11 protein-coding genes, 1 tRNA gene and 1 pseudogene are annotated in these 21,770 nt (G+C 68.0%); 6 read left to right on the forward strand and 7 right to left on the reverse strand.

All coding sequences use genetic code 11. The features are described 5' to 3' along the window. The first annotated feature begins 171 nt into the window (after positions 1 to 171). The 3 genes and pseudogenes from C5B99_RS09980 to C5B99_RS19820 form a co-directional block, all read left to right on the forward strand. Complete coding sequence (locus tag C5B99_RS09980) at positions 172 to 618, forward strand: hypothetical protein (protein ID WP_146081978.1); 447 nt, start codon at positions 172 to 174, stop codon at positions 616 to 618. Between the two features lie 246 nt (positions 619 to 864). Next, a complete protein-coding gene (locus C5B99_RS09985) occupies positions 865 to 2,073 on the forward strand; it encodes a hypothetical protein (protein ID WP_104241579.1) in 1,209 nt (402 codons plus the stop codon). Positions 2,074 to 2,424: 351 nt separating this feature from the next. Next, a pseudogene (locus C5B99_RS19820) lies at positions 2,425 to 3,429 on the forward strand (IS1249 family transposase); the annotation flags it as partial. On the opposite strand, the gene C5B99_RS10000 reads toward C5B99_RS19820, so the two are convergent. The 3 genes from C5B99_RS10000 to C5B99_RS10010 form a co-directional block, all read right to left on the reverse strand. Then, positions 3,386 to 3,462, reverse strand: a tRNA-Met gene (locus C5B99_RS10000). The pseudogene C5B99_RS19820 and the gene C5B99_RS10000 sit on opposite strands and share 44 nt — an antisense overlap. A 581-nt stretch (positions 3,463 to 4,043) precedes the next feature. Next, positions 4,044 to 6,983, reverse strand: a complete 2,940-nt coding sequence (locus C5B99_RS10005) for a UPF0182 family protein (RefSeq protein WP_181057785.1) — start codon at positions 6,981 to 6,983, stop codon at positions 4,044 to 4,046. A 158-nt stretch (positions 6,984 to 7,141) separates the two neighbouring features. Beyond that, complete coding sequence (locus C5B99_RS10010; protein WP_104241582.1) at positions 7,142 to 8,359, reverse strand: PDZ domain-containing protein; 1,218 nt, start codon at positions 8,357 to 8,359, stop codon at positions 7,142 to 7,144. A 130-nt stretch (positions 8,360 to 8,489) separates the two neighbouring features. On the opposite strand from C5B99_RS10010, the gene C5B99_RS10015 reads away from it, so the two are divergent. Continuing rightward, positions 8,490 to 9,857 carry a zinc-dependent metalloprotease gene (locus tag C5B99_RS10015; RefSeq protein ID WP_104241583.1) on the forward strand — a complete coding sequence of 456 codons (1,368 nt, stop codon included), beginning with the start codon at positions 8,490 to 8,492 and terminating at the stop codon, positions 9,855 to 9,857. Positions 9,858 to 10,753: 896 nt separating this feature from the next. Here C5B99_RS10015 and C5B99_RS10020 read toward each other — a convergent pair. Together C5B99_RS10020 and nudC are read right to left on the reverse strand one after the other, a co-directional pair. Continuing rightward, positions 10,754 to 12,526: an ATP-dependent helicase gene (locus C5B99_RS10020; protein ID WP_258063136.1), complete on the reverse strand. Its 1,773-nt coding sequence runs from the start codon at positions 12,524 to 12,526 to the stop codon at positions 10,754 to 10,756. Then, on the reverse strand, positions 12,510 to 13,448 hold the full coding sequence (nudC, locus tag C5B99_RS10025) for an NAD(+) diphosphatase (protein WP_258063137.1): 939 nt from the start codon (positions 13,446 to 13,448) through the stop codon (positions 12,510 to 12,512). The genes C5B99_RS10020 and nudC overlap by 17 nt, the downstream gene beginning before the upstream one ends. A 94-nt stretch (positions 13,449 to 13,542) precedes the next feature. On the opposite strand from nudC, the gene C5B99_RS10030 reads away from it, so the two are divergent. Further along, positions 13,543 to 14,733, forward strand: a complete 1,191-nt coding sequence (locus tag C5B99_RS10030) for a phosphotransferase (protein ID WP_104241585.1) — start codon at positions 13,543 to 13,545, stop codon at positions 14,731 to 14,733. On the opposite strand, the gene C5B99_RS10035 is transcribed toward C5B99_RS10030, so the two are convergent. Together C5B99_RS10035 and C5B99_RS10040 are read right to left on the reverse strand one after the other, a co-directional pair. Then, positions 14,708 to 18,022 (reverse strand): ATP-dependent DNA helicase, encoded by a 3,315-nt coding sequence (locus C5B99_RS10035; RefSeq protein ID WP_104241586.1) that lies wholly within the window; start codon positions 18,020 to 18,022, stop codon positions 14,708 to 14,710. The genes C5B99_RS10030 and C5B99_RS10035 overlap by 26 nt on opposite strands. Continuing rightward, positions 18,019 to 21,375, reverse strand: coding sequence for a UrvD/REP family ATP-dependent DNA helicase (locus C5B99_RS10040; RefSeq protein ID WP_104241587.1), 3,357 nt, complete (start codon positions 21,373 to 21,375; stop codon positions 18,019 to 18,021). The genes C5B99_RS10035 and C5B99_RS10040 overlap by 4 nt, the downstream gene beginning before the upstream one ends. A gap of 165 nt (positions 21,376 to 21,540) precedes the next feature. Here C5B99_RS10040 and C5B99_RS10045 point away from each other — a divergent pair, with 165 nt between their 5' ends. Beyond that, entirely contained in the window at positions 21,541 to 21,765 is a 225-nt protein-coding gene (locus C5B99_RS10045) for a DUF3107 domain-containing protein (RefSeq protein ID WP_104241588.1), read from the forward strand. Positions 21,766 to 21,770: the final 5 nt, after the last annotated feature.

Consider the following 21,770-nt stretch of genomic DNA (forward strand, 5'->3'; position numbering starts at 1 on the left):
TGTTCTCGTCCACGCCGAACACGTTCTGATGTCGATACCGGACCGACGCGTGTCGTTTCAGCGTGTTGAGACGAATCTGTCGCGACAGTTTGGAGAGCAAGGCTCCTCGGTTGGCGTTTCGCGATGCGCTGTTCTCTATCGGATCTTCGCGAAGACTGGTAGACACATTCCATGCGAAAGACTATTGCTATCTCCAGCGGTGCACTCCTTTTCGTCGTGCTCACTGCGTGCTCCGCGACGCCGACCGCGCACCAACCCGCACCCACTTCCCCGGGTGACGCAGATAATGCAAGCTTGCTCTGGACAGCACCGGAAAAACTCGAAGCAATGGGAGCAGCTGAGGCAGCGGGCACGTTGGCCCAGGACGCAGCCGGTTGCTGGGGTCTGGACATTCCTGACTCCCCCGCGGGATTCTACGTGGCACAGTTTCCCTACGGAACGACGCTGAACTCTGCGGGCGATGGCATTGTCCTCTCCGACGGTCGTGACTTCTTGACTGGAGAGTTCATCAATGGCGGGGGTGGCTATCGTTCGGACCTTATCCCAGGGGATGTCCCCGGATTCCCGGAGAATTGCAGCCCAGAAGAAGTTGTCTTCATCGGTCAGATTGACGACTGATCTCAACTTTGCTCTTGTGGGCCCGCTTTCACGCCCATATCTTCCTGAGTATCAGCCGCACGTGCGGCTGATACTCGATTCGTTGACCGGGGGGTGACATTGGCTATTCATCGAAAAACATGGGTATCAAAGAGCATCTTGGCGGCCACGGGGGTAGCGACGTTGCTACTCGCAGGGCTGCCATCGTTGCCAGCAAGCGCCGCGCCATCAGAAGCAGCGGATGAGAAGAACGTCGACATTGAGCCGATGGACACGACGAATCTCAAACTCGTTGAGGGCCTGGACACGCAGGGGGAATGCCTTTTCCGTTCGGGAGTTTATCCGGCAGGCGGCATCGGCTACAAGGACAGCTCGCTCCCCTACGACGAGTACGAGGCGAAGGACGCCGCGTTCCTGACGTTGCGTGCGCAAACTCTCCGTGCGCATCCAGATGACTTCATGGATCTGTACACGGAGCCTAACGGCGAGGGGCGCTTCGCTGGTGTTGTTGTTGTTGCGACAGAGCGCTGGGCCGAGTCTCCGGATAACACACTCGCCGTGCTTGCCAAGGGTGATCCCAAGATCCAGGAAGCCCTCGACACATTGAGCGCCGAAGGTGTTCCTGTTCGTGTGGAGGCCAAGGCTGCGCCCAGCATGAACCAAGTCTGCACGATCCAAGATTCGTTCACCGACGTCCGTTCTGTGAGCGGCGAAACGGTCAACGTGGCCCTCATACCCGATCCCCTTGCCGGGCAGCTGCAGATCCTGGCGGGCGAAGACGACGCCGAGATCATCGGCCGCCACGCATCGCAGTTTGGGAAACTCGTCCGCATCGATATCGAGGGCCTCGGCGTCGAAGGAGCCGGTCGGTACAACGACTACCCCTCGTTCAATGGAGACAACCGAACCAGCGGCTGCTCGAACGCGTTCCGGATCAACCAAACGGGATCTGTGACAGCAGACCACTGCCCACACGGCACGTATACGCACAACGGCTATTACATGGGAACGACGACGAGTTCACTTGTGTCGGCAAAGATCGACGCGATGGTGATCAAGGGCAGCTCGTACTCGCAGCGCGTCTGGGTCGGCGGTACAAACACCAGCAGCTCACTTCCCGCTTACGGCGTTTATCCCGCCAGTTCGCTCTCCACTGGTGCTCAGGTGCTTGTTTCTGGCCAGAAATCTGGCCAGGGCACCATCTCCTACCAGGGCATCCCATCAGCAGGCTGCTTGTACTACGACTCGGAGTGGTACTGCCAGATCCAGCGCTTCTGGGCGCAGCCCGCGAACTTCATCAAGGGGGATAGCGGAGGACCTGTGGCCGCCTACGACCCCGCGAATGGTCGGCTCATACCTCTCGGCATCGTCGCTGCCGTTCCGGAAGGCCCTGACCTCATGAAAGTCGCGCACAGTGCGTACGTGACGAAGCTCGAATCTGCGACGTTCTTGTGGGGTGGCGCGAGCATCGGCTAGGACCTGACATTTCTGCACTTCGCACACGAAAAGAACCCCTCCCGAGACGCCGCGGCATGCTGTGACTCGGGAGGGGTTCTTGGTGGATATCTGAGCGGGGACAAGAAAAGAAGAACCCCCGACATGCGGGTTATAGGACAGAACGTGTGTATGGGATCTTCATCTAGGCCCGCCGTTGCAGGCGTGTCGAGGGGTGGTCTTAGTCCGAGACCCTTAGTCGTGGGAAACGACGCCAACTCGACGACTTGTTTGGTATGCGGGCAACGGCTCGTGAAGAACGGGAAGACTCCCGCGGGGACGCAGCGGTGGCGGTGCTTGAACTGCGGGTCGTCATAGGTCAGAAAGCGCGCTGACCTCGCTCGCCGCAACGAGCTTCGGGAGTTCCTGCAGTGGCTGCTCGGGAAGCACTCCCAAAACGAGCTCGGCGGGCCGAGCGCCGCCCGGCAACTGCGACGCCGGACCGCGTGGTGCTGGGAGATCGAGCCAACACTCGGCCCGGTCGAGACGACGCATCAGGTGGTGCTCGTTGATGGAATTTATGTCGGTTCGTGGTGTCCGCTGATCGCGGTCACCGAGGACTTGCAGGTGCTGGCATGGCAGTGGTGCGCCCGCGAGTCGGCGGCCGCTTGGACGGCGCTCTTGACGCGGATCCCCGCTCCTCTGGTGGTGGTCTGCGACGGCGGGGCCGGGTTCGCGTCGGCGGTTCGCGTCGGCTGGCCGGACACGAAGATCCAGCGCTGCATCTTTCACGTGCAGATGAATGTCCGTCGTCACCTCACGCTGCGCCCGAGAACCCATGCCGGCCGCGACTTGCTGAAGCTCTCCAGAGCGCTCTCCCGGGTCGTCGACGCGGACACCGCCGTCGCTTGGCAGCTGGGCTTGCAGGCCTGGTGGCAGCAGCACGGGCAACTCACGAAGCAACGCTCCGCCGACGGGTGGAGCAAATGGTGGACCCACGACCGACTCCGCAAAGCGTGGCTGCTGCTGAGCCGCCTCTCCGGCAACGGGCATCTGTTCACGTTCGTGTCCCACGGGAACGCGCGCACCACGAGCCCGCTCGAGGGCGGCATCAACAACGGCATCCGCACCACGTTGCGCAACCACCGCGGGATGAGCGAGGCCCACATGAAACGCGCCGCGGAATGGTTCCTCTACACGCGCGAGCTCATCCACACGTTTTGTCCTATAAGCCTCAGTGGACGCCTCTTCGCGCGGTGGCGGGGAATGCGAAAGGCCCGCTTCCTCGAAAGGAAGCGGGCCTTGTGCCGCAGTTACATCTTGCTCTTTCGAGCAATCCCAACTTGTGCGGATCTGGTTGCGGGGGCAGGATTTGAACCTACGACCTCCGGGTTATGAGCCCGGCGAGCTACCGAACTGCTCCACCCCGCGGCACAAGAGAAAACATTACCAGCGGTCCTAGCGTCGTGCAACTCAGACCCCCACTTCCCCGGAAAAGCCGGCGTGTCGGGGGCATGAGGCACCTGCCGCAGGCTCCTCCGCGGGCCCGCATCAGGGCCAAATCTCCTCGGTTTCGCGCGAATTCCCGCTGCGGAGTCCGCCATGAGACGCATCCCGGGCGCGTCGCGCCCCGAGCGAAGACCACGCGCTCGCGACGCAGCCCAACCCCACATCCCAACCCAACGCCGCCGGCCCGCGTCGTCTGCCCCACCACCGGGCAGAGAGTTGTGGCCTGAGGTCGTCAGGGGACTCCTGAACAGCTCTTGCCCACAACTTCAGCCTCGGGACGCCGGGGAGCGCGGGCACGCAGGCACGCAGGCACGCGGGCACGCGGGCACGCGGGCACGCGGGCACGCGGGCACGCAGGCACGTGAGCACGCGGGCACGTGAGCACGCGGGAGCACCAGCACGCGGGAGCGGGAGCGTGCGCAGGCGCGGACGTCCGGGCACGCAGACGCCGACGGGCGCCACCCTCGAAAGGGTGACGCCCGTCGGCGTGTACAGCTCGGCGCCTACGTGGTCGGCGTCGGCTCCGGGGAATCGCTCGGTGTCACCGACGTGCCGGACACCTGGCTGTCCGCGTCACGGGCACGGTTCAGCGCCTCGGTGAGCCGCTGGTCGGCCTCGGCGGCCGCAACGAGGTCGTTGTTCGCGTACGCGGCCGTCCGATCCTCGAGGGCCTTCTCAGCGTCCGCCAGCGCGGTCGAGAGCTGCTCCTGAGGAGTTCCCGTGCCGCCGCCCGAGGGCGGAGTCGTCGCGGTCGGTGCAGGCGTCGCGGTCGTGTCGTCAGGGACCGAGTCGACAGGCAGGTCGTCGGTAACCTCGACGCCGCCGTCACCTGCATCAGCACCGGCGTCGCCGCCGAAGAGCTCATCGAGCGCCTCGTCGAGCGTCGGCTGGAACGCGATCTTGTCGCCGAATGCGACGAGCACGCGCCTCAGCAGCGGGTAGCTGGTCTCACCGGTCGACTCGACGTAGACAGGCTGCACGTACAGGAACCCTTCGCCGACCGGCACCGTGAGGAGGTTTCCTCGCAGCACCTGCGTCTGACCGCCTCGCTCAAGCAGGTTCAGCTGGTTGGCGACCGTCTCGTTCGAGTTGAAGATGTTCTGCACCTGGCCAGGGCCATTGACGTTGTCGTTCTCGACTCGCAGCAGAGTTATCTTCCCGTACGTATCCGCGACGGTTCCGTCCGTGGATCCCGCGTTGGAGTTGGCGGCGAGATACCCCCTCAGCACGTTCCTCGACTGCGCGTTCGCGTTTGTCAACGGGATGTAGGTGGAGTAGATCGAGAACGCCGACTCCTGACCCGGGAGCTGCATCGTCAGGTAGTACGGAGGCTGTGACGCTTCTCCCCCGGTGGGGTTCTGCGGCAGCTGCCAGGCGTTCGTCTGGTTGTAGAACGTGCTCGCGTCGGTCACGTGGTACCTGGCGAACATCTCGCGCTGCACCTTGAACATGTCCGTGGGGTACCGGATGTGGCTCAGCAGCTCACCCGACATCTCCGACACGTTCTTGAGCGTCGACGGGAAGACCTTCTGCCAGGTCTGCAGGATCGGGTCGGTCTCGTCGAACGCGTAGAGCGTGACGCTTCCGTCGTACGCGTCCACGGTCGCCTTCACCGAGTTGCGCATGTAGTTGATGACCTCTGGTGGCAGCGACGACGCTGGCGTATCCGCGTCCTCGAGCAGGTTCTGGAGACCAGCCAGCTCCGAGTACGGGTACTTGTTGCTCGTCGTGTAGCCGTCCACGATCCAGGTGAGGCGTCCGTCCACGACCGAGGGGTACGGGTCGGAATCGATCGTCAGGTACGGGGCAGCGGCCTGCACGCGCTCGGCAGGGTCGCGGTCGTAGAGGATCTGCGACTCGTCGTTGACGTACTCGGAGAGCAGGATCTGCTCGGACTGGAACTTGATCGCGTAGACGAGGCGGTTGAAGAAGTTCCCGAGGTCGGGGCCGCCTTCGCCGGTGAACGTGTTGTACGTCTGCGTTGCGCCGTCGGCACCGGAGACGTGGTCGAACTCGGCGGGCTGGGAGCCTTCCGGGGCGCCGACGATGGAGTACTCGGGCGAGGACTGCCCGAAGTACACGCGCGGCTCGAAATCGCCGAGTGCGCCTTCGCTGGGCATGCCGCCCTCGATGAAGAGGGGCTGACCGTCGGGTCCACGCTGGTTGCCGTACGCCGTCACGAGGCCGTAGCCGTGCGTGTAGACGATGGTGTTGTTGACCCAGGACTGCGCGTCAGCGCCAAGACCGGCGATGTTGATGTCGCGGACGGAGCCGACGGCGTCCTGAACCTGGCCGTCGATCTCGTAGCGGTCGACGTGGAGGCGGTCAGGGAACTGGTAGTACGCACGCTCCTGCTCGAACTGCGCGAAGGTCGGCGAGACGAGCGATGGGTCGAGGATGCGGATATTCGCCGTGGTGTCGGCGTCGTTCCGGAGCTGCCCCTGGCTGACCGTCGTCTCTGCGGCGTAGTTGATCTCCTCGATCTGATCGAGCCCATAGGCGCTTCGGGTCGCATCGATGTTGTTCTGGATGTACGGGGTCTCGAGTGCCTGCTCGCTCGGTCCGACCTGGAACTGCTGGACGATCCACGGGTAGACCATGCCGACCACGAGGCCGACGATGACGAGCAGGGCCGTGCCGACGAGCGGCAGACGCCAGCGACCGATGGCCGCGGCGATGAAGAAGAGGACGGCCACGACGATCGCGGCTCCGGCCAGGATGCCCTGACCGGGGATGGTCGCGTTCGCCTCGGTGTAGAGCACACCCGTCCAGCGACCGGAGAGCGTGTTGAGCGCGGCGTATCGGTCGAGCCAGAAGCTGACCGCCTGCACGAGCATGTAGAGACCCGCGAGGATCGCGATGTGCGTGCGGGCGCTCTTGGAGATGACGACCTCGCGACCGGTCACGCGGATTCCGCCGTACAGGTACAGCGTTGCCGCGGTCAGGATCAGCGAGAGGAGCACGACGGCGCTCACGAACGCGACGACGCCTCGGAAGAACGGCAGCTGGAAGATGTAGAACGAGACGTCCAGGTTGAAGACCGGGTCGGTCTCGCCGAACGGAGTGGAGTTCATCCACATCAGCACGGTCTGCCAGGAGGCGATGAGCGCGACGCCGGCGAAGAGGCCGAAGATAGCGGGGACGAAGATCATCGCACCGCGACGGATCGGCTCGATGACCTGCTGGTAGCGGTCGAGCTGCTCGTTGAGCTTGGCGTAGACCGGACGCGCACGGTAGGCGATCTGCAGGTTGGCGTAGAGGGGAACGCCCATGCCGACGAGTCCGATGGCGAACATGATCGCCCCGGCACCCCACTCGGTGAGGAGGACCTCGAGGACGCCGAGCTGGTCGTACCAGAGCACGTCCGCGTATCGGCCAGCGAACCAGAAGAAGACGACGAGGAGCGCCACGACGATCAGCAGTGTGATCGTGAGCGGTCCCATCCGACGTCGGCTGGCGGGTTTCGGACTCTGGGGCTGTTGAGCTGCAGTGCTTGTCACGTCGTACCTGTCATTGCCTGGAGGGGCCGTTTGTTTTCCGAGAAAGGGGAACTAGAGGAGTTTATCTGGCAACTGCCTGGCAAAACTGAGACTGGCGTGGGTCATGAGCCGAGAACCGATTCGCAGGTGCGCAGCGCGCCGGTGTCTCCGCCGTCCCCAACCGTCTGGATGACCTGCTCCGCCTCGTTCAGCGAGGACACGGCGTAGACCGGGATGTCACCGGGGATGCCCCCGTCCAGGACGTCCTTGCAGTTGTCCGCTGGCGCGAGGAAGAGGTCGGCGCCGACCTCCACGGCGGCGTAGAGCTTCTGCGTGATGCCGCCGATGCTGCCGACCGTGCCATCGGGCGACATCGTGCCGGTGCCCGCGATGTGCAGGCCCTGTGTGAGGTCGCCGTCGACGAGCTTGTCGGACACGGCGAGCGCGAAGATGAGCCCCGCGCTCGGTCCGCCGACGTTGCCGAGTTCGATGTCGACATCGATCGGGAACTCGTGCTGGGTGGCGACCGTGACTCCGAGCAGCGGCCGCTCCTCCCCCTCGACGAGTCCCGGGCGTGGCGTGATCGAGAACGTCTTGCTCTCGCCGGCCCGATCCACGACGACGTCGACCGGTCCGAGACTGTCGAGGTCGCCCCCGGATGCCTCGGCCACGGCCGCTGGCAGGCCCTCCGTCGAGTCGACCGGGATCCCACTGACGGATTTGACGATGTCCCCGGGCTCGAGCATGCCCGCCGCAGCCCCGTCCTCCCCGACCGAGACGACCGCCAGCGCAGTTCCGACGTCGTACCCCTCGTTGATGAGCGCTGCGGCGATCGCATCGGCCTCAGAACCCTGCATGAGCGCGGCGTTCTGCGCATCGCGCTGCTCGCCGGTCTCCGCGTCGGCGTAGTACGCCTCGACGGGGAGGACGTCGTTGGATGGCGTGACAAGAGCGATGAAGACCTCGAACCAGTTGGGCAGGTTCTCCGGCCGGCCCCCGACGTTCACGGTCATGACGTCGAGCTGCCCGTCAGACGGCTCGAACGTGTCGGCCCCGCCGATCGTGATGACCTCGACCTGCGTCGTGTCCTCCTGCGAGGCCTGCACCGTGCCGAGCGCGTCGAAGACGGGGCCGGGAGAGCGCACGACGTACGGCGCCGGACTGAAGCCGAGGGCGACGAGCAGGAGCATCCCGATGGAGAGGAAGACGAGTCCGACGCGCGCCCGCCTCGAGCCCTCCTCGCTGCGGCGGCGGTTCGCCTCGTGCGCCCTGGCAAACGCCTCTGACTGCTCGCGAACTCGGGCATCCCCCTCTGAGGAGGGTTCGGAGAAGAAGGTCACTGCGCTCGTTTCGATGTCCTGCGGCTATTGTTCGCCCGTGGCGCAAGGCACTCGGCGCATACGCAGTCACGGCGACCCTTCCTTGGAGGGGCCACGAGCTAGCGTAGATCCAAGCGCTGGGAGGTGCGGAATGAGTGATGCACAGGGACCGATTCCCGACGACGGATCCGAAGACGAGCTGCGCAAGCTGCTCCGCGAGCTGCTGAGCGGGCAGGGAGGCTTCGACCCCGCCAAGCTGGCGGGAGTCGCTGGGCTCCCGAACGACCCTGCCGCGGTGCAGGCGCTGCTGGCGCAGCTGCAGGCGGCCGTCGCGAACCCGGGCAACGGACTGGACTGGCAGGTCGCACGCGACCAGGCCCGTCGGGTCGCGCAGCCCAAGAACCGCGAGATCAGCTCCGAGGAGGCAGCCCGATTCGACCAGGCCTTCCGCGTCGCGCAGCTGTGGCTCAGCGAGGCGACCCAGCTCGGGGAGCTCAGCGAGTCGCCAGCGACGCTCACCCGACTCGAGTGGATCACCGGCTCCATCCAGTTCTGGACCTCGCTCTCCGAGCCCGTCGCGACGAGCATCGCCGACGCCCTCATGAACGTGCTCACCGAGCAGACCCCGCCCGAGATGGCGCAGCTGCTCGGCCAGTCGTCCTCGATGATGCGCGGCATCGGCGGCGCGATGTTCGCCGTGCAGCTCGGCCAGGTCGTCGGCAACCTCGCTGAGGAGGTCGTCGCCGGAGGCGACATCGGCGTGCCGGTGCTCGACCACAGCCGTCCCTCGCTCCTGCCGCAGAACATCGACGACTTCGCCGAGGGTCTCGACGTCGACCGCGAGCAGATCGAGCTCTACCTCGCCGTCCGCGAGACAGCCCACGCGAGGCTCTTCCAGCACGCCAAGTGGCTGCGCCTGCACCTCATCTCCTCGATCACGGAGTTCGCGAGAGGGGTGAGCATCGACGTCTCCCGTATGGAGGAGCTCGCGCAGACGCTCGACCCGAGCGACCCGGACGGGATCAGGGCTGCGCTCTCCGAGGGCGCCTTCATCCCGCCCCGCACGGAGCAGCAGGAGGCGGCACTCGCCCGCCTCGAGACCATGCTCGCCCTCATCGAGGGCTGGGTCGACGTCGTCACGGAAGACGCGACAGCGAGATTGCCGAAGTCGGTCGCACTCGCGGAGACCGTGCGGCGCCGTCGCGCCGTCGGCGGCCCCGCCGAGCGCGCCTTCGCCTCGCTGGTCGGGCTCGAGCTCCGTCCACGCCGCCTCCGCGAGGCTGCCGCCATGTGGCGCGCAGTCTCGGAAGCGCACGGAGCGGCCGCCCGTGACGAGCTCTGGGCCCACTTCGACGCTCTCCCGACGAGCGAGGACATCGACCACCCCGAGGCACTCGTCACGAGGCTCGGATTCGGCGAGCTCCCCGCCGACGAGTACGACGAGGCGCTGACGAAGTTCCTCGACGACCCCTCGGCGTTCGGCGACGCACCGGAGGGTGGCGACACGCCAACGAGCTGATCTCGCGCCTCCGGCAGACCGCAGCCACCGGTCATGGCTGCGGTCCTGGCTCGGGCTCGGCCTCGTCCGACGTGGGCTGTGGAGAACTCCTGCGGGGCTTCGAGCGTTCCAGCAGGATCTCTGCATGGAACTGCGATTGCCACCTGGCGTGCCCCTCGTGTGGCGCTCCCCCACCGAGCTGCAACTGGGCGGCGTGAACGCTCGTGCGGTCATCCGCAACCCGAGCGCGGCCATCGAGCGGCTCATCGAGTCGCTGCGGAGCGGCGGCACGCTCGCGCAGTTCCATGAGCGGGGCGCACGACTCGGACTGAACGGCGACGAGATCGAGGCGTTGCTCGGGCTCGTGCGGGCGCTCCTCGAACCGGTACCCGTCTCGCCGCGCCGGAGGTCCGGGGCAGCCGCACCTCGCGGCAAGGCGCGACCACCCGTCATCCTCGTACGCGGCACGATCGCCGGCGACGACCTCGCCGGGCACGTCGCGGCGCTCGGCTGCACGGTGCGAAGCGCGCGCGGCGATTACCAGCCCCCGAGACCCGCAGAGATCGGCCTCGTCGTCGACTGCGGAGACTACGTCCTCCCGCCTCGGCGGTACACGCCGCTCATGGCCTGGGATGTGCCGCACCTCGCCGTCGTCGCGGGCGACCTCGACGCGAGCATCGGTCCATTCGTCGTGCCCGGCCGCACCCCCTGCCAACGCTGCGAGGACCTGAACCGACTGGACACCGATCGCGCCTGGGCTGCCATCGCCACCCAGCTCGCGCTCACGACGCGCGCCCAGCTCCCGCGCCTCACGAGGGAGGTCGTTCGCAGCCTGGTCGTCGACGCGGTGTCGTCGTGGCTTCGCGACGGAACCGCCTCGCGCTATTGCAGTCCGGAGGTCCTGACGATCGACTCGCTCACCGGCGAGGTCCGCCGAACGCCCCGTTCGTTCCACGACGAATGCGGGTGCCTAGCTCTGCCAGGAAGCGAGAAGCCGGCCGCTCCGCGTCGCGCCGACCGCCGTACTGCGCGTGCGTCAGACGCAGACGCTTCCGCGCGCGCGTGACGGCGACGTACAGGAGCCTGCGCTCCTCGTCGAGCTCATCCTGCGTCTCCGCGTACCAGATCGGCAGCAGCCCCTCGCTGACGCCGACGATGGTCACGCTGTCCCATTCGAGGCCCTTCGCGGCGTGGATGCTCGAGAGGGTCACCGCTCGCAGCTCCGGCTCGTACTGCATCTTCGCGCGCTGCTGCAGCTCCGCCGAGAACTCGGCGAGCTTCGTGCCGTGCGGCTGGGCGTCGGCGAGGCGGAGCAGCGCATCCCAGGAGTTCCAGCGGTCGCGCAGGGCGCCGGAATCGGCGGGAGGCTCGTGGGTCCAGCCAAGATCGCGGAGCACGTCGCTCACTGCCTGGAACAACGGCCCCGTGGTCTCCTGCATGACGGCGGCACGTAGGGCGCTGAGCGCCTGGCGCACCTCGGGCTGGTCGAAGAAGCGCCGCTGGCCGATGGCCGAGTAGGCGATGCCCGAGTCCTGGAGAGCACGCTCGATGGCGGCGGCCTGCACGTTCGTCCGGTACAGCACGGCGATGCTCTCGATGGGGATGCCGCCTCGCAGATCCTCGCCGATCCGGTGGACGACACCGCGAGCCTCGTCGTCGTCGTCGTGGAACTGCAGCACCTCGGGCAGGGGCTCGCGCCTGGGCGTCTCGGCCGCGGGCTCGAGCGTGAGCGCGTACGGCACATGCCTGGCGACCTCGTTCGCGACGCCGATGATGGCGGACGAGGAGCGGTAGTTGTCCTCGAGGCGCACGACCCGCGCATCCGGATACCGCTCAGGGAACCCCGTCAGGAAGGAACTCGAGGCGCCGGCGAACGAGTAGATCGTCTGGGCCGCGTCGCCGACGACGCACAGCTCACGACGCGCACCCAGCCACAGCTGCAGCAGCCGCTGCTGCAGCGGCGAGACGTCCTGGTACTCGTCCACGACGAAGAACCGGTACTGCTCGCGCACACGCTGCGTGACCCACGGTTCGAGCTCGAGCATGCCGACGGTGGCCAGCAGCACATCCTCGAAGTCCATCTGGCGACGCTCGTCCTTGATGTCCTCGTAGGCCTGCAGCAGGCCGAGAGCAGCGTCGTCGCTGACCCCCTTCGGCAGCGATCGCGACGACCGCAGCTGGATGGCGTACTCCTCGAGGGACAGCTCACGCACCTTGCGCCACTCGATCTCGGTCGCCATGTCGCGCACGCCGGCAGGATCGAGCCGCAGACCGATGCGCTCCGCGGACTCGGCGATGAGCCTGCCCTTGCCCTTGACGATGGCCGGGGCGGGGCCGCCGACCGTGTGCGGCCAGAAGAAGCCGAGCTGGCTGAGCGCCGCCGCGTGGAAGGTGCGTGCCGCAACGCCGGATGCTCCCAGATCTCGGAGTCGCCCACGCAGCTCCCCCGCCGCCTTCGCCGTGAAGGTCAGGGCGAGCACCCGCGAAGGGTCGTACACCCCGGCGCGGATGCCGTACGCGATGCGGTGCGTGATCGTCCGCGTCTTGCCCGTCCCGGCACCTGCCAGGATGCAGACGGGGCCGACAAGAGCGAGCGCCGCCTCCCGCTGGGCATCGTTGAGCGACGCCAGCAGGCTCACATCCGCCGTCGACGACTGCGCGAGGCTGTCCGCGTCAGTCGAGGTGACCACTGAGCCAGGCGTCGATGATCGCGCGGGCGATGGAGGTGGGACCGGGCAGGCGATCTTCGATGGCCCTGACCTCGTCCCGGGTGAACCACCCCAGCTCGACGATCTCGTCGTTGTCGGGCTCGACGGTGGCCGGATCCTGGTCCGGGTGGAGCTTCGCCGTGAAGCCGACCATGATGCTCGCGGGGAACGGCCAGGGCTGCGAGCCCAAGTACCTCGGCTCGACGACGTGCGCCCGTGCCTCCTCGTAGATCTCCCGCGCGACCGCGGCCTCGAACGACTCCCCCGGTTCGACGAAGCCCGCCAGGAGGGAGAAGCGGCGTGGGTTCCACCTCACGTTCGCGCCGAGCAGGATCCGATCGTCACGATCGAGCACCGCGGCGATGATGGCGGCATCCGTGCGGGGGAAGCTCACGTGCTTCTCGCCCTCGGCCTGCCTCACCCAGCCGGCGAGGCCGGCGCTCGTAGCCGAGCCCGTGCGTGGCGAGAAGGCGTGCGAGTCGTGCCAGTTCGTGATGGCGAGAGCCTCGGTGAACAGTCCGCAGTGCACCGCCCCGAGATGAGCGGCGGTCTCCATGAGCCCGGCCCACAGTCGGGCATCCGGTTCGATCGCCGCCGCGAGTGCGTCGTCGACGCTGACCGAGACGACCGAGGTGCCGCGCGGCAGGTCTTCGTCGTCGGCGAGAGTCCTGCCCAGGTACACGGCGTCGGCGACAACCGGCGCGAGGAGCGTCGCGCGCTCGCTGGTCGCGGACAGCAGCTCGAGCTTGGGGCCGTCACCCGCCGACCGCATGAGCGCCTTGCCGCCGTTCAGGACGAGCACACGGGTGGCGCCGTCGGCGAAGAGCGACTGCACGAGACCGGGTTCGCTGCGGCGCTCGTGGTCGCGATCGGTCTGCTGCTGGGCAAGAGGGAGACGAGACATGAAGTGATTCATAGGCGGATTCATCCTAGGTCGCCTCGAGGCCGTGCGGGCGTGGCACGCACTCAGGCTTCGCCGTGCCTCCTAACCTGGAGCCATGGCTGAGCTCTCGCTGGAACTCGCGGCACTTGCAGTGGCCGCTGTACCCGACCTCGATGTGGCTGCGGCCCTCGAGCACACGTTCGGGGCGCACGGTGACTTCGACGCCGCCCTGCTGACCCTCGCCGACGGCGAGACCGTCATCGCGCGCCGCCCGACCTCGTCGGCTGCGGCACAGGAGCAGCTCGCCGACGTCCGTGCGCTCGCCGTGCTGACGCCTGGGATGCGCAGCAGGCTCCCCTTCCAGGTCTCGGAAGTCCTCGGTCATCTCGCCGAGAAGCGCGAGCGCGTCGCGGTCTACACGTACCTTCGAGGCATTCCGGCCGACCGCGAGCCCCTCGAGCCCGGGACGCTGTTCCTCGTGAGCCTCGGGCGCGCCATCGCGTCCGTCCATTCCCTCCCCAAGGGGCCAGTCGAGGCTGCAGGGATGCCGACGCTCACCGCCTCGGAGGCCAGGCAGGCCGCCGCCCAGACGATCGCGCGAGCGAAGGAGACCGGGCGTCTGCCCGTCACCCTCGATCGCCGCTGGAGCGCGGCCATCGACGACGATTCGCTCTGGCAGTTCCAGCCGACGGTCATCCACGGGGCGCTCGGCCTGTCCTCGATCATCACCGACGGCAACCAGGTGAGGGGGGTGCTCGGCTGGAGCGACCTCCGCGTCGGTGACCCCGCTCGAGACCTGCACTGGATCTCGTCGCTGGACGGGGCGATCGCGAGGGGCATCCTCGACGAGTACACGGACGAGGCGCCGGGAACGGTGGACCGGCAGCTGCGGCAGCGGGCCCTCCTCTACGCGGAGCTGGAGCTCGCTCGCTGGCTGCTGCACGGGGTCGAGGCCGGTGACGCGGACATCATCTCGGACGCCGAGGGGATGCTCGACTCGCTCGTCGACCGCATCCACCGGGCCCCCGCGCAGCCGCTGGTGCACGAGACGCTGCCCGTGCTCGACATCGCCGAGGTGCAGGAGCTGCTCAAGGAAGCCGCCGGAAGGCGTCCGGCTCATCAGCCCGACGCGCACGACACCGGGAGCGGCGTGCTCCCCGGTCTGGTGCACGAGTCGCCGTCCGGTGCCCCGTCGGGAGTGCATCCCGATGACAGTCCGGACGTCGACATGGATCACGCCGCCGAGGATGACCTCGACGACGACACCCCGCCGAACGACTTCATGCGGACGGACTCGCTGCGCTGAGGGCTGCCTCGGCTTCCGCCAGCAGCCGTTCGAGCTCTGCTCGCCCGGTGACCTCAGGGACTCGGATCTCCTCGCCCTCTCGGACGTAGACGAGCACGGCGTCGATGCGCTCGGGCGGCACCCCCGTGTGCTCGGAGTAGGCCAGCGTGTAGAGCGCGAGCTGCAGCTGGCGCTCCCAGCGTGCGCTATCGCCGCTCGGAACCCTGCCCGTCTTCCAGTCGACGACCTCGATGCGTCCCTCGTGTTCGAAGACCGCGTCGATCTTGCAGACGACGGTCCGATCGCCGAGTCGGAACTCGATCGTCTGCTCCACGAGGACGGGGGTCCGGTGCGGCCATGGGGTCTCGAGGAACGCCTCCTGGAGGCGTTCGAGCTCAGCGAAGTCGGCGTTCGAGGCGTCGGCCAGGCTGCTCAGCGCGCCGTCTTCCGTGCCGAAGATCTCCGCCATGCCGAGGAGGTCCCCTCCCGCGTTGGGGGCCGCGTAGTGGGCCTCGACCCAGGCGTGGAACATGGTGCCGATGCGGGTCTGCCTGAAGGGCTTCTGCGGCATCGGCCGGCGCAGCTGAGCCGCGATCTCCGCCGGGTCGGTGACGAGGTCCTTGAACTTCGATGCGGCGAAGCGCGCAGGGAGCTCGACGCTCATCACGGTGCTGCGCTCGGCGCGTTCGCGGAGCAGCAGCTCGATGCGCCTCGCGAGCGCTCCGCCTGGTGCGGCCTGGGTGTCCCGGGCGTGGGCGACGGCCTGTGCGAGCTCGGTCACCCGCTCGTGACGCTCCGGGCTGAAGGGGGCATGGGGCCAGGCCACGCTGTCGGCGGCGAGTGATGCCGGCGCCTCGTCGAGGGTGTTCTCCGGTGGGGTGTCGATGATGCCGGCTTCAGCCAGCTCGTCGACGAACACCGAGACCTTGCGGGCGGTCTTGTGGATGGCGCTCCAGTACGAGCCGGCGATGAGCAGCTCGTGCCGGGCGCGGGTGTAGGCGACGTAGGCGAGTCGGCGTTCCTCGTCGTCGTTGCGCTCCTTGATGCGCTCCTTGAGGTCGACCATCAGGTCGGCGAGTTCCTTCTGCGTCTCAGCGTCTCGCCACGGGAGCTCCGGACGGTCGTGCGCGTCGAGGAGGAGCTCGTAGGGGATGACGCCGCGTCGGATCCAGCCGAGCCCGTCTCTCGAGGTGCTCGGCATCTCCCCCTCCACGCTGCGGGGAACTGCGACGAAGTCCCATTCGAGCCCCTTGGAGCCGTGGATGCTCAGCAGCTGGACCACGCCGGGCTCGGCCTGCTCCTGCACCGGCGCGAGCGAGTCGTCGCCTGCGGCGATCTCCACCCAGTCGAGGAACGCGCCGAGGTCGGCATCCGGTTCGGCGGAGGAGAATGCGGCCGCCGCTTCGGCGAAGGCGTCGAGGTTGCCGACTCTTGCGATGTTGCCGGGGTTCGCGGTGACCTCGAGATCGAGGCCCATGAGCGCGATCGTGGCGTCGACGAAGCTCGTGATGGGGAGTCCTGAGTTCCGGCGGAGCTCGGCGATCAGCTCGCTGACGGCAGGGATGCGCTGTCGGGCGCCGGGGCTGAGACCGGCCAGCCAGGTGTCGGGCTCGGTTCGGCGAGCTTCCGAGGCGATCCGGGACGCGAGGAAGTCGAGGGCCTCCTGCAGGGGCACCTCGTCGTCGCCCGTCGCGAGCTCGCGTTTGCTTGCCCGCACCTCGTCAGCCAGAGACGCCATGGTGACGTCGCGGTTGGCGAGGCTGCGCGAGACGTCGTGGATCGCCTTGACGTCGGCGAGGCCGAACTGGAATCTCGCGCCGACGAGCAGGCGGATGAGCTCGTTGCCTGCGGTTGAGTCGTGCGCGACGCGCATGGCGCAGCGGAGGTCGACGACCTCCGGGGCCGAGAGCAGCCCGCCGAGACCGATGACCCGGTTGGGCACGCCCGCGCTCGTCAGCGCTGCGGAGAAGAGCGGGAGGAGCTTCCGCGCGCGCAGGAGCACGGCGCCGGACGGCGGTCTGGCATCGACGTGGGTGTCGCCGTCGGCGTCGCCGTCGACGACGATCCGCTCTCGCATCCAGGTCGCGACGGCGGCCGCCTCGTCGTCGAGCGTCTCGGGGAAGGCAAGAGAGACCCGCCCCTCGCCTGCCCCTGGCCGGGTGCCGAGCTGCGTGACACCGGGGTCGTTGGCCTCCGGCAGCCGTGCGGCGACCTGGTTCGCCGAGTCGAGGATCCTGGCGTCGTTGCGCCAGGAGATCGAGAGCTGGAACGTGGGTTCCTCATCGGGCGGCACGATACGAGACCTGAAGTCGCCATGGAATCGACGCATGTTGCCCGGGCTGGCTCCACGCCAGCCGTAGATGGACTGCTTCGGGTCGCCGACGGCGAGCACGGGGTGGTCGCCGAAGATCGTGCCGAGCAGACGCGTCTGGCCGACGCTCGTGTCCTGGTACTCGTCGAGGATGACGAACCGGTGCCTGGCCCGCAGCTCCTCGACGACGGCCGGCGTGCTCGAGCAGATCTCCGCCGCGAAGGTGACCTGGTCGGAGAACTCGATGAGCCCCCGCTTGCGCTTCTCGAGCTGGTAGCGCTCAGCCAGCCCGATAAAGATCGGCAGCTCATCCAGGGTCGCCACGGCGTCGACCACCGGCTTCAACGGCGTGTTCGCCGTGCCCCGACCGGGGAGCTCGGCAACCCTCCGGAATTCCTCGACGAAGGACTCGCAGGCCGCGGCAGAGAGCCGGTTGTCGCGCATCGCACGTGCGACGCCGAGAGCGAGGCTCGTGATGGCTCCGAGCTGCAGGTCGAGCGAGCTGAGCCTGGTGTCGTCGCTTGCCAGCACGACACTGCGCATGAGCGCGAAGGCGGTCATCTCGTCGACGATGCGGGCATCCGGCTCCTGCCCGATGAGCAGCGCGTTCTCGGAGAACACCCGGTTGGCGAACGAGTTGTAGGTCGAGACCTCCGGGGACGCGAACTCGTCTCCTCCGACGAGCCCCTCGCTGCGGAGCCGGGCGAGGGCGAGCTGCACGCGTTCGCGGAGTTCTCCTGCGGCCTTCCGAGTGAACGTGAGGCCGAGGATCTCGGTGGGATGCACGCCCTGCGCAGCGACGAGCCAGACGATGCGCTGCACCATGGTCTGCGTCTTGCCGCTTCCGGCACCTGCCATGACGAGGCTCGGAACCGGGGGCGCCTCGATGACGAGACGCTGCTCGGGCGTCGGCTCGAGCATGCGGGACGGATCGTTGTCGGCGAGCGCCAACGCGATGTCGCCGTGCGTAACGGCTCCCATGGGCCAGGTGTGCGTCATTCGGTGACCTCCGATGCGGCGTGCAGCGCGCACGCTCGTCCGCCACCGAACGAGCCGAGGCAGTGCGACTCGAGGTGGGCCTGGTAGTGGGCGTCTGCGAGCTCATCCGAGCTGGAACCGGACCCGAGGGGCTCCGGGATGCCGATCATGCCGAGGGCGACCGAGCGGACTCGTTCGAAGAACTCGGCAGTGGCCTCGTCGTCGAACGGCTGCTGCGTGCGTTCGCTCCACTCGAGCTTCTTCGTGGGCTTCGCCAGGAAGACGAGCTTGGCCTCGTGCACCGGTGTCGCCGGAATCTGCGTTCCACGGTCGCTGCGCGGAGGGAGTTCGACGGCTTGGACAGGACGCTCGACGGGGTCGCTCACGGCACCCGAGGTGAGCGCGATCTGGTACGCGGCGAGCTGCGCGTTGGACGACATGGAGTCGTTCGACGGCATGGATCTGCCGGTCTTGAAGTCGACGACGTCGACCGAGCCAGCCGCCGTGCTCTCGATGCGGTCGATCTTGCCGCGCAGGGTGATCTTGGCGGTGTCCTCGCCTTCGACCCGGACTTCGACGGAGAAGGCTCGCTCGGCGCCGAGGAGCGTCCCTCCCCCGAGCGAGACCCGGTGCAGGTAGGCGGAGAGGTTCCGCACGAGCTCGTCGACCTTGGCTCGAACGGCGGTCTCCTGCCAGGGGGCGTCGAAGTCGCTCGACCGCAGCCTCGCCTGCGCGAATGCTGTGCGGGCTTCGAGGTCTGGGAACTCGAATTCGGCCGCAGCGTGCACGATGTTGCCGACGTTCATGCTCTCGCTTGTGCTCCCACCCCCGTGGGAGCTGACGAACCAGTTGACGCCGCAGTCCTCGAAGCTCTCGATATTGGATGGAGAGACGGGGATGTTCGCCTCTGGGTCGCTCGGGTCGTGCAGTGGCTTGCCCGTGGTGGACCCCGCGAGGCCGTACCACTCGGAGGGCGCCGCGCCGGGCACCCCCTCCTGCGCGAGCGTTGCGAGGCCAGCGGCCGCTGACCGGTCGACGCCTTCCAGCATCGCCGTGCGACGCAGCTCCCCCACGATCGCGCGGAGCGTCAGCGCGCCCTCGGCGGCGGTCTCGGCTGCCGCGGGGATTACTGGCCAGGTGCGGGGTGTGAGCAGGAAGAACGGGGAGGGCGCGCTGTCCTCGCTCTCCTCGGCCGTCAGGAGGAGCCACTCGGAGGACCTGGAGACGGCCTGCGCGAACATCCGTCGCTCGTCGTGCAGCACCTCGAGTCGACGGTCGACGAGGTCGCGGGTCGTGTCGATGCCCCGTTCGAGCTCCGCGAGCTGTCCGGCGCCGAGGAGTGAATCGCGAAGACGGAGGTTGGGCCAGACGCCGTCGGAGAGGCCTGCGACGACGACGACCCTGAACTCCCGCCCGAGCACAGCCGCCGGCGTGGTGACGGTCACCGTGCCACCGTGCGTACGGCTTGCCAGCGAGTCCGCCGTGACCTCGCTTCCCGTCCACTGCTCGAGGAAGTCGCGGATGCTGGCGTCAGGCTGCCGCTCCACGAATCTCTTGCCGACGTCGAAGAGCGTGACGAGTGCGTCGAGGTGCGCGCTGAGCTGCTCGGCGCGGGGCCCGGAGCCGAGCGCCAGCTCGCGCCAGGACTTGGCGAGGCCGAGACGCTCCCACACGGCGAAGAGCACCTCGTCGGCTGCGATGCTGCGCTGCTGCCCGTTCGCGGCCGCGATCTCACCAGACACCGCACGCAGGAGGGCCCCCAGCTGCTGGAGGGCGCGCGTGGCGCTTCGGCCGGTTGCAGAACCGCCAGTCGCGAGTAGGCGCTCGAACGTCGCGGAGGCGGGGGCATCCGGGTCGGTCAGGAGGCGCAGCCCTGCGACGCGGGAAACGGCTTCGACGAGGAGATCGTCGGCCGGCCGGTTCCCACCGGCCGCGATCTCGTCGAGGCGCAGTGCGCGCCGGACCCGCCGCAGCTGCACGGGGTCGATCGCGAAGACCGGCGAGGCGGCGAGCTCCGAGATCGCCTCCGCCGTGAGCTCCTGAGCACCGCTGGCGATGGCGGCGAGTCGGACGACGGCCTGCACGGCGCGGTCGCTTGCCGCAGGGAGCGCCTGAGAGGAACTCGTGGGCACCTCGAGCTTCGCGAGCTGACGACGAAGCGACTCGATGCTCCCGCCTCGACGCGTGATGACGGCCATCTCGTCCCACGGCACGCCGTGCAGCAGGTGCAGTTCACGGAGGTAGTCGGCGATGCCCCGGCACTCGGCAGCGGACGATGGGGCCGAGAGACGAGCCACCGCCGGAGGGGCGGACTCCGGCGGCCCGCCGACTCGGGGTGTCTCGGCTGCCCGGTGCCGCAGCTCCCGCTGCACGCCGATGCCCTCGGTGACCCCCCGCACGAATGCACGGAGCTCGGCGCCGCCACGGTGGGCCGTGCCGAGTACGAGCCTCAGCGGCTCTTCGAGCGAGCCGCGGGTCTCTCCCCGCCAGTCGGCAGCCAGCTCGGGACGCGAACCGCGGAACCCTCCCGTGGTGATGTCGGGGTCGCCGAAGGCGACGACGCGCACCCCGCGCAGCGCGAAGGCCGCGAGCAGCCGCCTTACCGACTCGGTGAACTCCTGGACGTCGTCGACGAGGAGCAGCTTGAGCTCGGAGAAGGCGTCGAGCCGCTCAGCCGCGTGGACGATGCTGACGGCCTCGAGCACGATGCCTGGCGTGTCGAAGGCATTCGGCTTCGCCTGCGCAATGCTCTCGCGGAATTGGCGGGCCAAGGCCGCTGCTCCCGACCACACGGGCCTCAGGTGCGCGAGTTCCTCGAGTCGCTCGGGCGTCACGTCGTACTCGGACATGGCCGCCAGGAGGTCGCGGACCTCTGCTCGGAAGCCGCGGAGGCCGATGGTCTCGACGCTCACGGGCGGCGCCCACTCGATGGGTGCCGCGTGCAGCTGCTCGTGGCCGGTCGCGGAACGCGCCTCGAGATCGCTCTGGATGAGCTCCGCGAGGATCGTGTCCTCATCGGCCCCCGTGAAGAGCTGCGGCGCCTGCAGGCCCTGCCTCGCGCGGTCCGCGCGCACGATCTCGAACGCGACGGACTCGGGCGTGCGCGCCATCGCCCCGGGAGTGCTGACCGAGAGCCGTTCGCCGATGACCTCCCGGAGCCGCGCGGCACTGCGGCGGTCTGGCGTCAGCGCGAGCACCTCGGCGGTGGAGAGCCCGTCCGAGAGAACTCGCTTCGCGAGCAGTTCGACGAGGGTCGTCGTCTTGCCGGAGCCCGGCGCACCGACGACGCTGACATGCGAGCGCATCGAGGCCTCGAGCACGGCCCGCTGTGCGGCGTCGAGGGGCACGGCGTCGAATGCGGCGCTTGAAGTCATGCAGTCACGGTATCTCGGGCCACCGACATCGACGGTTGCGCACGGGATGTCACGGCGCGATGGGCGCACTGTTGCGCCCACGGCGAAAGGCGCCGTCAATGTGCGCGCGCCAGGCAGGCTGCCGGTAGCCTTGCCAGACACCCGTTCGCATTCGAAAGGCGCCAAGTGGAAGTTCGCATCGGCATCAAGCACGCCCCACGAGAGCTCTCGTTCGAGACCGACCTCACCAAGGATGACTTCGAGCGCATCATCGAAGAGGCAGTCGCGAAGGACGCAGCGATCGTGAAGCTGCACGACTCGAAGTCACGCTCATACCTCGTCTCCACCCAGAGCATCCTCTACGTGGAGCTCTCGGGCGACCAGGCCCGTCGCGTCGGCTTCATCGCCTAGCCTCG

Origin of the sequence: Pseudoclavibacter sp. Z016, from assembly GCF_002931215.1 — a bacterium.
Taxonomy (GTDB): Bacteria; Actinomycetota; Actinomycetes; order Actinomycetales; family Microbacteriaceae; genus Pseudoclavibacter.

Bases quoted from the DNA above. Each gene is read 5' to 3' on its own strand.
- C5B99_RS10030 (WP_104241585.1), top strand. From the start codon at position 13,543: ATGGCTGAGCTCTCGCTGGAACTCGCGGCACTTGCAGTGGCCGCTGTA.
- C5B99_RS10005 (WP_181057785.1), bottom strand. From the start codon at position 6,983: ATGGGACCGCTCACGATCACACTGCTGATCGTCGTGGCGCTCCTCGTC.
- C5B99_RS10035 (WP_104241586.1), bottom strand. From the start codon at position 18,022: ATGACGCACACCTGGCCCATGGGAGCCGTTACGCACGGCGACATCGCG.
- C5B99_RS09985 (WP_104241579.1), top strand. From the start codon at position 865: ATGGACACGACGAATCTCAAACTCGTTGAGGGCCTGGACACGCAGGGG.
- nudC (WP_258063137.1), bottom strand. From the start codon at position 13,448: ATGTCTCGTCTCCCTCTTGCCCAGCAGCAGACCGATCGCGACCACGAG.
- C5B99_RS10015 (WP_104241583.1), top strand. From the start codon at position 8,490: ATGAGTGATGCACAGGGACCGATTCCCGACGACGGATCCGAAGACGAG.
- C5B99_RS10040 (WP_104241587.1), bottom strand. From the start codon at position 21,375: ATGACTTCAAGCGCCGCATTCGACGCCGTGCCCCTCGACGCCGCACAG.
- C5B99_RS09980 (WP_146081978.1), top strand. From the start codon at position 172: ATGCGAAAGACTATTGCTATCTCCAGCGGTGCACTCCTTTTCGTCGTG.